Origin of the sequence: Bacteroides sp. BFG-606, from assembly GCF_024788145.1 — a bacterium.
Classification (GTDB): domain Bacteria; phylum Bacteroidota; class Bacteroidia; order Bacteroidales; family Bacteroidaceae; genus Bacteroides; species Bacteroides vicugnae.
On sequence record NZ_JANUIL010000001.1, the window covers coordinates 5,391,016 to 5,404,851 of the forward strand.

At 34.8% G+C, this 13,836-nt stretch carries 12 protein-coding genes; all 12 read right to left on the reverse strand.

The window, feature by feature from the left end:
- Window positions 1-2: 2 nt before the first annotated feature.
- The 12 genes from NXV01_RS20795 to NXV01_RS20850 all read right to left on the reverse strand — a co-directional run bounded on the left by NXV01_RS20795 (window position 3) and on the right by NXV01_RS20850 (window position 13,825).
- Window positions 3-857: a capsular polysaccharide synthesis protein gene (locus tag NXV01_RS20795; RefSeq protein ID WP_259023159.1), complete on the reverse strand. Its 855-nt coding sequence runs from the start codon at window positions 855-857 to the stop codon at window positions 3-5.
- A gap of 273 nt (window positions 858-1,130) precedes the next feature.
- Window positions 1,131-2,480 (reverse strand): lipopolysaccharide biosynthesis protein, encoded by a 1,350-nt coding sequence (locus NXV01_RS20800; RefSeq protein WP_008025427.1) that lies wholly within the window; start codon window positions 2,478-2,480, stop codon window positions 1,131-1,133.
- A 13-nt stretch (window positions 2,481-2,493) separates the two neighbouring features.
- On the reverse strand, window positions 2,494-3,729 hold the full coding sequence (locus NXV01_RS20805) for a glycosyltransferase (protein ID WP_008025432.1): 1,236 nt from the start codon (window positions 3,727-3,729) through the stop codon (window positions 2,494-2,496).
- A gap of 2 nt (window positions 3,730-3,731) precedes the next feature.
- Window positions 3,732-4,850 (reverse strand): dTDP-4-amino-4,6-dideoxygalactose transaminase, encoded by a 1,119-nt coding sequence (rffA, locus tag NXV01_RS20810; RefSeq protein ID WP_008025434.1) that lies wholly within the window; start codon window positions 4,848-4,850, stop codon window positions 3,732-3,734.
- Between the two features lie 184 nt (window positions 4,851-5,034).
- Window positions 5,035-5,760: a GNAT family N-acetyltransferase gene (locus tag NXV01_RS20815; protein WP_122138786.1), complete on the reverse strand. Its 726-nt coding sequence runs from the start codon at window positions 5,758-5,760 to the stop codon at window positions 5,035-5,037.
- Window positions 5,761-5,864: 104 nt separating this feature from the next.
- The gene (locus NXV01_RS20820; RefSeq protein WP_008025439.1) at window positions 5,865-7,274 is read right to left on the reverse strand and encodes an undecaprenyl-phosphate glucose phosphotransferase; all 1,410 of its coding nucleotides are present in this window, start codon (window positions 7,272-7,274) and stop codon (window positions 5,865-5,867) included.
- 20 nt (window positions 7,275-7,294) lie between these two features.
- Window positions 7,295-8,422, reverse strand: a complete 1,128-nt coding sequence (locus NXV01_RS20825; protein WP_122138785.1) for a chain-length determining protein — start codon at window positions 8,420-8,422, stop codon at window positions 7,295-7,297.
- 12 nt (window positions 8,423-8,434) lie between these two features.
- Entirely contained in the window at window positions 8,435-10,849 is a 2,415-nt protein-coding gene (locus NXV01_RS20830; protein WP_259023160.1) for an SLBB domain-containing protein, read from the reverse strand.
- Complete coding sequence (locus NXV01_RS20835; protein WP_195650139.1) at window positions 10,827-11,423, reverse strand: UpxY family transcription antiterminator; 597 nt, start codon at window positions 11,421-11,423, stop codon at window positions 10,827-10,829. The genes NXV01_RS20830 and NXV01_RS20835 overlap by 23 nt, the downstream gene beginning before the upstream one ends.
- A gap of 357 nt (window positions 11,424-11,780) precedes the next feature.
- On the reverse strand, window positions 11,781-12,725 hold the full coding sequence (locus NXV01_RS20840) for a site-specific integrase (protein WP_148364976.1): 945 nt from the start codon (window positions 12,723-12,725) through the stop codon (window positions 11,781-11,783).
- A gap of 399 nt (window positions 12,726-13,124) precedes the next feature.
- Window positions 13,125-13,517 (reverse strand): HEPN domain-containing protein, encoded by a 393-nt coding sequence (locus NXV01_RS20845; RefSeq protein ID WP_148364975.1) that lies wholly within the window; start codon window positions 13,515-13,517, stop codon window positions 13,125-13,127.
- Entirely contained in the window at window positions 13,514-13,825 is a 312-nt protein-coding gene (locus tag NXV01_RS20850) for a nucleotidyltransferase domain-containing protein (protein WP_148364974.1), read from the reverse strand. Before NXV01_RS20850 ends, NXV01_RS20845 begins: the two co-directional genes overlap by 4 nt.
- Window positions 13,826-13,836: the final 11 nt, after the last annotated feature.

A 13,836-nucleotide genomic window follows, 5' to 3' on the forward strand; every position in this document is an offset into this window, starting at 1 on the left:
GCTTATCCCTTTTGGCTCATAAAGAAACCATAATTTGTTAGCTCATTTAAAGAATTATACTCTCTAAATATTTGTTTCCAATTTAACTTTAAAAACAGATTCCTTTCCAAGATATCACACAATTTTTGGGGATTATACACAGCATTCAAATCCAATGATATTAGATCCGGGCATGTATAAGGAGTTGCATCAATCATTTCCCTTACATCAGTAAAATTTTCATATGCAATAAAAAATAAATAATCAATTAAAAAATAATCTATCAAAGCATTATTTTCTTTCCAATAACACATAAAAGCATCATAAACAAAACAAAATAATTTATTACTCTTAGCTCCTCCTAAACAATTCACCGCCCACCTATTATTACTAATATAAGCCTCGTTAGAAATCATATTTTTAGGAGAATAAAAAACAAGATCATTTATGTTAATAGGTTGAGTAACCCAATATGTGGCATCAAGCCATAACCCTCCATGTGTTTTTAAAAGAGCGATCCTTAATATATCACTTAAATGTGTTATAGACATTTTACCACCATTCACTAAATCTATAATAAAATCTGGTAAAGAAACAAACTCGTTATAATTATACTTTGTAATCAAAATCAAAGGATGCCCATTTGTTTTAGACAACAATAATTTATAACATTGACTCACTAAAGGAGGCATATCATCCTTACCTTGCCACCAACAAACCCAAATGTTATCACTCGCCTTTATTACATCTAAATTGTTTGGCTTAGTTCTATATTCTTCAACAACAGAAGCTATTATTTTTCTAACATACAGAACAACAGCCTCATGTGATAAATTGGTATACCCCCCCTCCGAAAAAGAGTTTTCAGTAAAGGGCAAATTCGAAGTCTTATAACAGTAGAGAAGTTAAAGTATTTCATCAAATACCAAATACTCTTATAATATACAACAATAGAGTCTAATTTCATAATATCCCATATTATTTTCCTATAAACCATCTATAAATAGTAGTACGCACACTCAACTATAAATATTTCAACAGTAGCATAAAAAAAATTATCCCTAATTAGCGATCAATAAAAATCACATAAAATCACATAGTCTCCCCAATAACAATAGTCTTCAAATTGAAAACACGTAAATCCTTCAGTACTACTTATCCCATACACCCAAAGCAGTATTTTTAATTATTTTATTTACTTGTATATATTGTACCATTGCCCATAGCAAAGAAGGTAATGTTAAATATATAATTACTCCTTCTGCACCAAAATTTCGTCCAAAGAATAAAGCAAGTGGAATATATACAATAGCACCAACGGAAGAAAAAATCAATTGCAAATATACTTTACCTGTTCCATTTTGAATAGTAGTATGGATACTTCCCCATAACCCTATTACTACATAAATTGCTATAACAATAATCATTGATAAATGTATTGCAACTTTATCACCTAACCAAAAACTAAAAATAATCGGATGCACTAATACCATAATAATTATTAATAATGTAGATATATAAAACATAAGTTTCAGTTTATCATACACATTCTTCATCCACAAAAAGTCTTTTCTTGAGTAAGCATCAGTATAAGCAGACCACAATGGAGCTAACACTATTCCAGAAAGCATTAATGCACAACTAAAATATTTATATATTACATTATATTCTGTCACATACGACGGACTTGAAACATTAGAAATAATAATATTAATAGTTTGATAATATATAATTGCATTAATCTGTATAATAAAAAATTTTAATCCTAATCCAAGAATATCTTTTATACATTTATTGCTAAAACATTTAAAACTCGGTTTTAAATATGGAAATTTCAAATAAAAAACCCAAAGATATGCAAGTATATATATAACTATTGGAGAACAACTCACAACAATCGCTAGATTTATTAATGAAGGAGCTGTAGTGATAGTAAGAAAGAAAGTTAATATCAATACCAATAGTTGTCCCAATGTATCTATTAATGAAGAAATTGCGTTAAATTGGAGTGCTAACAATACATTAGATTGAACCTTTAATACCATCGTCAAACAAAAACCGATACTAACAATCCTCATAGTTGTGACAATTTCAGATTTCATATCACCACTAATATTCAATAAAGAATCCCAAGGTACAAATGGAATAACATAATATAATATCAAAGATAATAAGAAAAAAATCACCAACATATACAGATAGGTTGTACTGACATATTGTCTAGCTTTATTTCTATTGGCATGTGCCAAACATTCCGTCACTTTATTTCTCAATCCATTTCCTAATCCAATATCAAAAAAACTAATCCAATTGATTATTGTTGCAAGAGTTAACCATATTCCATAAATTTCATTATTTATATAACCTATCGTTAATGGTATCAACAATAAAGATATCAAAATATTTACTCCTTTTATAACGACTGAACCAGCTATATTCCTTTTAACTACTATAGACCTTTCAGATCCCTTATTCAAAATATCTTTTAAATTTATCCTCATTAGAGTTTCTTATCTATTTAAGCATAAAACTATACCAATGTTCGCCTCTAAATTTATCAATAAGACTCAAACAATTGTCCTGATATAACAACAGTTGTTTTTTATCCATTCGATAGAATTCATAAAATCCATCAGCCATATCTTGAATATTTTTATATTTTGCCAAGTACCCCGTTTTTTGAGGAATGACTAGATCTAGTGCTACACCGATTGGAAAAGAAACGACGGGTCTTCCACACGCAATTGAATAATTAACAGTATAAGGACCTGAATCATCAAGAGAAGGAGATGCAAAAATATCACAAGCATAATAAGCAGAATATAATCCCTTCTTATCTAAATACCCAGTTAAAATAACATTAATCCTGTCATCAATAAAAGGTAGATCACTGCCATTCCCTAATAATAGAAGGGTTATTCTTTTATTTTCATCTATTTTACAAGCTAACAAATTTAATGCCCCAACTAATTCAAGCACTCCCTTTCTTTTATCACTAATATTTGTCACAGCAGCCATTATAACAAAATCAGTTATATTAATATTAAAAGTTTTTCGTGCACTCTCTTTTTCCAAAACAAAAGGTATTGTTGGCGTCCCCACCAATCTATGCATTGATTTATTCTTAAGATAAGGAACTAACTTTGCACGATTTAAATCATAAGAAGTAGCAACAATATGCATAGGCATATTACTCCAATATCGCATTTTGTTTTTATAGGTCCTCACTGCAATCTTTTTATTCAAAGATAACGAGGGGCAGTCCATACATCCGATCATATAATTAGTACACTCGAAAGGATAATGACAACCTCCAGCAATTACAAACTCATCAATCATTGATATTATAATGGAAGTGCCAGTTTTACAATATAAATCAAAAATCGTTTTTGGAGATAGGAAATAATCATACCAACCTATTAAAATATAATCAGGAATAAATGGACATTTTTGAAGAATATCATCAGCTGACACATAAGCCTTTCCCTTGCTCATAAAACAATAGTTCTTTTTTTTATTTATAAACAAGAACAACCTATTAAAAAAATAAACTTTTAACTTGAATAGTATATAACTTATTGTATTTTTACGTATTACATCAACAAAAAAGTTTTTTGTAGATATTCTAGTTCTTATTAATGATAATTCAAATATATTAAATCCTATATCCTGAAGTTCTTTTGCAGAAGTCCATACAACTCCTCCTCCTCTTGAATCGTCATAATTTAAAACCAATACATTTTGAGGCATATTTAAATACTAGCAATTATGTTAACTATACTTTCAATATCCTCTTTTGTCAACTCATAAAACATAGGAAGACGAACTAAGCAATCAGAGAATTTATCACTATTAACTAATTCACGGCCATCATGTTTGTCTATATAATAATGACTTTTATGTAAACTCAAATAATGAAAAACTGATAAAATATCATGTTCTTTTAACTTATTAATCAATTTTCCCCTTTCGTTAAGATTCTGGCAAACCAAATAAAACATATGAGCATTATTAGTTGCAAAGTCTGGAATATTTGGCAATGAGAAACAACCTTGTTCCGCTAAAGGTTGTAACAATTTATAGTATTCATTCCATAGTTCTTTTCTCTTATTTTGAATCATGTCGAGATGTTCAATTTGTGCCCACAGAAAAGCTGCTATTATTTCAGAAGGTAAAAAAGAACTACCAGTATCTACCCAACCATATTTATTAACTTCACCTCGAAAAAATTCAGCTCGATTTGTTCCCTTCTCCCATATAATTTCAGCCCTATGGATGAAATTCTCATCATTAATAGCTAACAATCCTCCTTCACCAGAAATAATATTTTTTGTTTCATGAAAAGAAAACGCTGCCATATGTCCAATACTTCCAAGTGGACGTTCTTTATAATATGAGTCAATAGCCTGTGCAGCATCCTCAACAACAATAATATTATGAGAATTAGCAATCTTCATTATTTTATCCATATCACAAGCAATCCCAGCGTAATGTACTGGTACAATAACTTTTGTCTTATCAGTTATTAATGACTCTAGTTGTTCTGGATCAATATTGGGATTATCAGAATAACTATCGGCAAAAACAATTTTTGCTCCTTGCCTTACAAAAGCCAAAGCTGATGATACAAATGTATAGGAGGGAACTATAACTTCATCCCCAGGTTCAACACCACACAAAATTGCACACATTTCAAGCGCATCTGTGCAAGAAGTAGTCAATAAACATTTCTTAAATCCATATCTTAATTCAAAATAAGATTGACATTTTTTTGTAAAGAAACCATTACCTGAAAGTTTGCCTGCATAAACTGCCTTATATATATAATGAGCTTCTTTGCCAGTAAGAAATGGTTTGTTAAATGGAATCATAATACTTATTACTTTAATAATACAATAGTTATTCTTATCATCTCTATAATATCACACAAAAGCAAGCTTTACTAATATAAAACAATACTATCTACGTAAGTAAAACTTATTTATATATCTTGTTGCTATAAAATAATCTATATATTTCATAGTTAAAAGTTACAGAACTTTTAACTATGAAATCCTATTTACAATTATCAGGATTTATCCATACATGGATAACTGTCGTTTCCATAAATTTTTCAAATTGATTTTTCATATAAAAAGAACATGCTCTGTCATTTTCTTTTTGAGTAGCAACAGACAAACTTTGTGACTTTGCATTATACGCATAATATTTGCATGCTCTTACCAATGCTGTTCCAATCCCTTTCTTACGATATTCAGGATCAGAAGCTATAAGTCCTATCTTAGACTCCTCTTTATCAATCTTCAGTGTAATAAATCCTATTATTTTATTTTGCTTCCTATAAACTAATACCTTATCAGCAATAGTATGGTTCACAGAATTATTAATCCAAGTTCTATATAAACGCTCAAAATCTCCCTTAGTAAAATTTTTATCTATACGATAACGAGATTTTGCTCCTGCTTGCATAGCTAAATTATATAATAATTCAGAAGGTCCATTATATTCTGATATATGATAATCTAAATCATTATCAGTTATAGATTTTGTTTTATAAATGACTTTATTATCAACAAGAATATGATTATAACCATTCAACAAACTGAAGGATATGGACACCCCTTCCTCAATAAACAGATAGATAAGCTCAACTCCTATCTCCTCACATTCAAATAGAGTCCGTTTCAAAAAATTGTCATCACTTTTTCTTAAAATAACAGAAGCTATTTTTTTGTGAAAAAATTCAGAATCCCAATTCAATATTTTAAATTCATTATTCATATTTAAGTAGCTAACTATCTTCGATTCTATATTCAAGACTAACACAATATAACTAATACGTCACATTTAATCTATTTCTAATTTAAAGCTCTCATATAAAATACCTAATACGCATTCTTTTCTCCCATAACTGCATTTGCTATAGTTTTATAAATGATATATATATCAAGCAATATTGTCCAATGCTCCATATACCAAATATCAGCCTTCACACGCTCCTCCATCTGTGAGAGTTCTTTCGTTTCACCACGAAAACCATGTATTTGAGCCCAACCTGTCACCCCAGGTTTTATAAAGTGCCGTACCATATATTTATCAATCAAACGGGCATAAGTCTCCGTATGAGCCAGCATGTGAGGACGGGGACCTACTATTGACATCTCACCCTTAAAAACATTGATAAACTGAGGAAGTTCATCTATATTAGAACGACGAAGAAAATCTCCAAAACGGGTTTTACGGGGATCATCAGCCGTAGCCTGTTTTCTATCAGCCTCATCGTTCACTTTCATAGAACGGAATTTGTAACATATAAAATCCACACCATTCAAACCTGTACGCATTTGTTTAAAAAGTATAGGACCGGGAGAAGTTAACTTTATGATACTTCCTACTATCAGATAAACAATAGGAAAAATTGTAACTAGAAAAATACTAGAGAAAACAATATCAAATATCCGTTTTAATATACGGTTCTCCATCTTACCCAAAGGTTCATAACGTAAATTCAAAATAGGCATATTGCCAACCATACTGTGCCAGATACGACGAGGAAAACCTTTGCAAACATTAGGAACACCATGAAAATAAAGAAGGTGATTCTCACAATAATTCATGATAGAAAAATTATAACGCCCCTCCTCCATTGACAAAGAACAAAAAACATGCTTAATTCCTGGGTGTGTGGACATAAAATTTGAGAAACTGTCAGGATTACCCAGATAAGAACATTGAGAGGAAAGGGCATCATTCGGTTTTATATCAAAATAACCTACAACCTCATAAATGGAAGATGCTAAAGAACTCTCCATCTCCTCATACAGCATCTGCATATTATTACTTCCACCTATAAAAATAGCATAGCGTCTATGCTTACCCTTTGCACAATAGATTATCAGGAAATGACGGATAGTAATACGATAAATACTTAAAATGACAAAGAGAAAAGAAAAATAAGCAACAAAAAAAAGAGGAGAAGATATAGAGATTCCACTAAAAGTCATGATACATGCCCAAAAGATAGAAAAAGCTATAATATTCTTCAACACACGCAATACAAGCTGATCAGGTCGGATTCCCCGACTATCCCAAACCCTTCCGCGAGATCTAGAACAAGCCAGATAACAGAGGCTTAACGAGGTCATCATAAAAGAGACAGTACAGGAAAAAGGTAAATATATAAACACCTTCTTCCAGAAAAAAAGAAGTATAAACAAACACAAATTCAGAATGATCAGATCTCCCAATACTGCAATAGACTCTACAACTTTATTTATCTGATTAGTTGACGCCATAGACTTCACTTATGGATATATTAAGCACGAATTTCTTCAAACTTATTCAGAAAGTCTTTTCCGAATAAATTCCAAAATATAACAATACAAACAGAAAGAAAGACAAATGCCAAAACATATATTTTTCTACTGGTTCCCGAAGGCTCTAATGGTACAACTGCGGGCTCTACTATGGCGAATATAGGCTTCTCTTCCTGAACTTTGGCCCTAGCAATTTGAAGCTGACTGGCAACCTGGCTATAGACTTGGTAAGCAAGGCTCACATCATTCTGCAAACGCTCCTGTTCGGCACGAACACTCTGCAAAATGATATTATCATGGGAATCCAGATAATCGGCATATTTCTGCTGGGTGGCATAATATTCCTGCCGCCGTTCTTTAAAAAGCTTTTCTAAATAAAGACAATCCTCTTTTGCCTTGAAAGTACGGTAGTCTATAATATATTCCTGTAATTTTTTCACTACGGAATCGGCAACAACTGCAGCAACTTTAGGATTCTGAAAAGTTGCAGTGACGGAAGTCATGGAAGTTTTCTTGTCTACATAGGCAGTTATCATTTTCTTCAAAGTCTCAATTTTCTTTAATTCCTTCTTTGAAAGTTCAATTGTACCCAGACCTGTTTTATCAGAAGATACGGGTTCATCTTCTTCAGCAAACAGTGACTTTATTCCACCTATTATCATATTAGGAAACCCGATTACATAACTCCACCAAGGAGATGTTTCTTCATCCAGATAAGTATCCAATGTCATAACTTCATTTTTCGATACCAATATTTCCATTGTAGAAAGTTCCAATAAAAAAGGAGTAGAAGAAACAATATCCGGTGACAAAGAAGCATTCAATGCATCACTGCCATCAGCCATAGTAACTCCACTTCCTAAAAAAGAAGCAGCTAAACCAGATAAACCGCCTTCTTTACTATTACCCATTTCAGGAGAAAGAGTGACTTCAACCGTATACTTTTTAGGAATACTTACCGCAATGATAAATCCAATCACCAATCCAATGCCGGCTGCTTTATAGATCTTCTTACGAATACCTATTATCTTACGAAGAAGATCCATCAGATCAAATTCGTTCTCTTCATCCGAATAAATATCCTGTTTCATTTCCTTTTCAGATGTTTGTTCTATCAGAATAGCCATAAGAAGTATTCGTTATTTCTTGATTAAATTAGCAATAGAAGCAACCATCATTCCCAAAGTGCTGAATGTAGTAGCGTAACCTAGAATATTACCCATATTAGTTTTTTTCTTAGCTTTACTAGGCACAATTATCTCACATCCCGGCTCGATCTGTTTCTTACCACTACCTTTCACTTTAGTTACCTGGCCGTTCATATAAACTATAAATTTCTTACTCTTCTTTGCATTTTCAGAATAACCACCGGCTTGATTCAGATAATAATCTATATTCTCACCCTCTATATATGAAACTGTATTCGGAACCATTACGGCACCATTGATCGTTACTGTATTATTATTTTTCGGAATAGAAATCACATCACCTTCACGCAAGACAATATCTGCTGTACTTCCAGGATTAGCCAATGCCTTTTCCAAGTCAATACCAACACTAAAGGTATCTTCCACACGAACACCCAAAGAGTCCATCATAGCCTCACCCAACTGTCGACTCATCAAGCGGATCACATCACCCATACGTTTCTTTTCACTTGCATTGGCCACACGAGTCAATTTGGCACCACGTAAGTAGGCATAATTCGTTGCACCTCCAGCTTTATTGATCAAGTCCGAAAGACGTTCTTCACGACTGGTCATTGCATAAGAGCCTCCGAACAGTATTTCACCTTCAACAACCACATTCTGTTGGGCCTGATAACCCGGACTACGACGTACATAAACTTCATCGTAAGGTTGAAGGACAAAGCCGGGAGTTCCATCTACAATAAAACCTTCTTTCAGGGAGAATGTATATATCTGACCGATAGTATCGTTATCTACTGTACTACGAGGATTCTTAATTCTACGGGATACATCTACACGAACTACAGAAGCGGCTTCACGCAAGCCACCTGCCTGAATGATCAAGTCTTCAAGGGTCATGTTATCTGCATAAGGATAAGAATCCGGTTTGGCTACTTCACCATGGATTACGACGTTGCCTCTGTCTTCCAGGTCATGAATACTCGGAATATAAAGGATATCGTTTTTCATCAGGATGATGTTTTGGGAAGTACCGTCCATGATGGCTTTTATGTCTACTGGAACAACTTCGGTAGTCAGATCTTCACGCTGACGATAGAGAACAGCACGGTTCAAGAAGGCATCACCGGTCAGGCCTTGGGCTTCGTTTACCAGTTCACGAACAGTATTCAGTTTTCCATTCAACTGGTAGATGCCGGGACGATAAACGGCTCCACGGATTTCAAGTTTGTTGATGAAGCGGTTAAGGATAGCTTCGGCGGTCACAACATCACCGTTTCGCATTTTATAGACACTATAGTCAAGGTCTTTGACTGTGTTTACTTCATATTCCTGTCCGTTCTGGCGTACGACACGCAAGGAACGGGTGTAGGCATCGGCTTCAAAGCCACCGGCATAGCTGATAAGAGTGGATAGACTCTCATCCCTTTTCATTTCGAAACGCATTGGGCGTTTCACTTTTCCGTCGATCTTAACCAATACGTCATAGGCGGGGACAATCACTACATCGCCTTCCTGAAGGCGGATGTCATCCTGAATGTTTCCTTTCATGATAAATTGGTAGACGTCGATCGTGGCGATATTTTTGCCGTTACGTACCAGCTGGACATTGCGAAGGCTTCCTATGTCACTGACTCCACCCGCACGGTAAAGTGCATGGAAAACTGTGGCAAAAGAAGAGAGGGAGTAAGTGCCTGGTTGGACAACCTCACCCATTACATTGATCTGGATAGTACGTATGCTACCCAAAGTCAGACGGATGTCAGAGGTGGGATCATTCGTATTATTAAGACCATTATATATCTTGTTTAATGTCTTTTTGAGATAGTCGTTGGCTTCAGCAATGGTTAGTCCGTTCAGGTTGACAGGACCTATTTTCTGAATGTTGATCGTGCCGTCAGGAGAAATATGCTGACGGATAGTGTTCTGGCTGGCTCCCCAGATGTCGATAATCACTTCATCACCGGGACCCAGACGATAGCTTAAGGGAGTGGCGATGTTGACGCTGGGTTCAAAAGTCAGATTACGGGTGTTGAAGATGTTTCGTCCGAAAACCTGGTTGCCACGTGCGAGGTCTTGAGTGCTTGGGTGGTCTTCCAGCATATCGGAAGTATTTTCTTTCATTTCCTCACGCAGGCGTGATTCATTGACATCGGTACCTGTTGCATTGGAAGCATTGACATTGTTTTGCTGCTCATATAGTTGCTTCACACGCGTTGCCTGCTCTTTGGTCACGCCTTTGCGTGCCAGTTCGGAGGCTAGTTGCTTTTGTTCTTTACCCTGGCGGATGCCGTCCTTGACATATTCAAGAACTTGAGAGTCGCTCATGTTTTGAGCCATTAAGGGAGAACAAACTCCCAACAGCAGAATGAATAGAAATACGTTAAAGTTTTTTAGTATCGTCATTGGTAATCTTTGTAGGTTCTACATAACCGATTGGCATATCGACACAAGCACAGCCAAGCATATTTAAACGAACGGCAATCTTACTCTTTCCGGCTACAGTCACAAGTTCGCCGACAAGCCCGCTCAAAGGACCTTTTATGACACGAACTTTCTCACCACGTGCCAGTGGAGTATCATTCATACAGACTGCTTCTTCGGAATAATCGAGCATAAAACGGAAACGTGCCATCTGCTCGTCAGGAATAACGGCAGGAGTACTCTCTCCACGCATCACCATATAACGGCTGACCGTAGAAAATGAAAGAACTTCCATACGTTCTTTTGGATTGACATGTACAAAAACCATCATTGGGAGTAAGACTGTATTAACCATCTTACGACGGTCGCTCCATTGATGAATTTGCTGCTGAACGGGAACAAAAGAATCAATTCCCATCTTAGATAAACGTTCGGCAACTTTCTTCTCATGATGCATTCGAACAAGTGCTACATACCAACGTTTTGAGTGTGCTACGCCTTCCCCTGTCCCACTACTAGGCCCGGCATTTACTGATTTCGGTTTCGTTAAAATCATATTTTTTTACCCCATGTTATTCCGTTACTTCTTAGGTAACGGAAATATATTCGCTACAAAGATAGGTAAAAATATTAATAGCAAACAAACAAAAAACTTCTTTTTTTCCTTTTTCTCTAAAATATGCAACATGAATCTATCTGAACATGAAGGATAACATCTTCATGCTCAAAGACTTTTTATTACCTAAATTCAAGAATGCTTTATATTGAATGTTAGGTACCTGCTTTTATATTCCCTCATAATCGATTTTTTATCTTTTTTCACAACGATGTGTATTCTAAATGTGTGTTGTCCGTTACCTAAGAAGTAACACTAGCATTAAGTCCCTAATCCATAATGCATTAATAATACTAATCAGAACATTTTAAAATTACAAACGTAAGAATAATTCAATTTATTCACTTTTGTTCTTTCTTCCAATTCGAAACCCTTTAAATATATCTGTGTTGTTTTAATAGATTTGTGTCCTAGTGATTCGCTAATCATTTCGATAGGTACACCTCTGTACTTGGCAGTCGTAGCCCAAGAATGACGAAGCGTATACGACGTGACGGGCGAATGTAGCCTTAATTTTCTGGACAGGCTTTTCAACTCATTATTAAAACGTCTCAAAGCTGACTGATACTCACGATAGGCTCCTTCTTCATTCCGCTTGTACGCTCCGCTTAATATCCGGAAAAGATAATCAGGATAATCGGAACTCCGGGCATCTGATTTATTATACAGTCCCCCAATTGCATTCTGCGCTGACTCTAACACTTCTATGCTCATAGGAGTACCGGTCTTGATGCGATTGTACTTTAAAAGTCCCCGCTCCAAATTGGACTTTTCCAAATGGGCTAAATCAGAAAAAGGCATTCCACAAAACTGAAATAACAGATTGGCAATGGCTTGCGTCCGGCGAAGCTTTTCCGATTGAGGATCTTTGTTTAATAGCATGTGAAGTTCGCCGATCGGGATGGCTTTCTTCTGACGTGTGTCTACCCCGGTAAAAACATCCCGGAACAAACCATGCACATAAGGAGCTTGATGCATATCGACACCACGATTGTAGATACTACGCAGCATACGCATATACGTAGAAATCGTATTGGGCTTCAAACGGGAAGCCATCAGGTAGTTGCTATACCTCTTTAGAGTTTCACGGTTTATCTTACTAAACGTGATGGATTGAGTTCCACAAAACTGCGAAAAAGAACGAATAGCGTGTTTATACACATGGGCCGTAGAATAACGACCCTCTTGTCGCAAACAATCAATGTAATTGTTTGCACAAATAGTAAATCGATTTTTTTCCATAAATTATAACTTATCTCATACGTGTTATTAAAAACGTGCGGAATATAGTAAGATTATAGATAAAATGAACCACAATTTTTAATTTACTCACTATTTTAGATGGATTTTCAATTTATTTCTAAAAAAAATAAGTGAAGACATGCAGTATTTTCAATAACCGTGCATTTAACTTATAACAGAGGAAAAAAGAGAAATCAAACCATAATATCATTAAAACCTACAACCTGAGCTTAACAAGTGAAGTGGGGAAAATAAAAAAGAGAGAGAGTTTTTTATACAACGTCCCCAAAAACGAGGAATCCCTGCCAATTTTCGAGTTGGCAGGGATTTATTTTTACGATTCAAAGGTTTTGAAGTTACTGCATTTATTGCTCATTCATAAAAGATCAACAATTTAGTTTACTTTTTCAATAACTCATCAATTGAATTTATAAACGTCAATGCATAAGGATAAAGTTCGTCCACTGTTTTCTGATTATGATTGATGAAATCCTCATAATCTCCAGAAGAACGTTTATTAAAAATTAAGGTATAGAATTTACCCATTCCAACAGATAATTGTCCAGTAAGAACAAAATGCTTTCCCAACATTTGACGTACTCCTTCATGTGATTTGACAACAATCTTATTTGCCACTAACAATGCACTTGCAGCATAAAAACAAGCATAATACATTCTATTAATCGCAGTATTCCAATATCCTCTCTCACAATGATCTGCTATTTCGTTCAAAGTACGCCTTGCATTTTCCATCCGATATCGCACAATAGCATTTCTTTCTTCATCTGTCATAACAACGCGATTCCCTCCTTCATTACATTTTCATAAAAAGGAGTCACTACTTTCCCCCATATCTTTTTAGGCAAAATGAATGGATTGATTAAAATACCAGTTTCCAGCTCTATTTTATAAAGAGGATCAGTAATATTCAACTCATCTTCTGTCGAAAGTTCTTCCTTATCCACCAATATCAACAAATCAATATCCGAATCAGGCCGCGCGTCTCCTCTTGCTTCCGAGCCATAAAGTTTCACCTCTACAATTGGTGTCATACCTTGCAAGGCTTTCTGTATTGCTTTTATGATTTTCGTACGTTTCATACCTTCCCTCT

Coding starts and splice junctions, on each gene's coding strand:
- NXV01_RS20800 (WP_008025427.1), bottom strand. CDS start 2,480: ATGAGGATAAATTTAAAAGATATTTTGAATAAGGGATCTGAAAGGTCT.
- NXV01_RS20805 (WP_008025432.1), bottom strand. CDS start 3,729: ATGCCTCAAAATGTATTGGTTTTAAATTATGACGATTCAAGAGGAGGA.
- rffA (WP_008025434.1), bottom strand. CDS start 4,850: ATGATTCCATTTAACAAACCATTTCTTACTGGCAAAGAAGCTCATTAT.
- NXV01_RS20815 (WP_122138786.1), bottom strand. CDS start 5,760: ATGAATAATGAATTTAAAATATTGAATTGGGATTCTGAATTTTTTCAC.
- NXV01_RS20820 (WP_008025439.1), bottom strand. CDS start 7,274: ATGGCGTCAACTAATCAGATAAATAAAGTTGTAGAGTCTATTGCAGTA.
- NXV01_RS20825 (WP_122138785.1), bottom strand. CDS start 8,422: ATGGCTATTCTGATAGAACAAACATCTGAAAAGGAAATGAAACAGGAT.
- NXV01_RS20830 (WP_259023160.1), bottom strand. CDS start 10,849: ATGACGATACTAAAAAACTTTAACGTATTTCTATTCATTCTGCTGTTG.
- NXV01_RS20835 (WP_195650139.1), bottom strand. CDS start 11,423: ATGATTTTAACGAAACCGAAATCAGTAAATGCCGGGCCTAGTAGTGGG.
- NXV01_RS20840 (WP_148364976.1), bottom strand. CDS start 12,725: ATGGAAAAAAATCGATTTACTATTTGTGCAAACAATTACATTGATTGT.
- NXV01_RS20845 (WP_148364975.1), bottom strand. CDS start 13,517: ATGACAGATGAAGAAAGAAATGCTATTGTGCGATATCGGATGGAAAAT.
- NXV01_RS20850 (WP_148364974.1), bottom strand. CDS start 13,825: ATGAAACGTACGAAAATCATAAAAGCAATACAGAAAGCCTTGCAAGGT.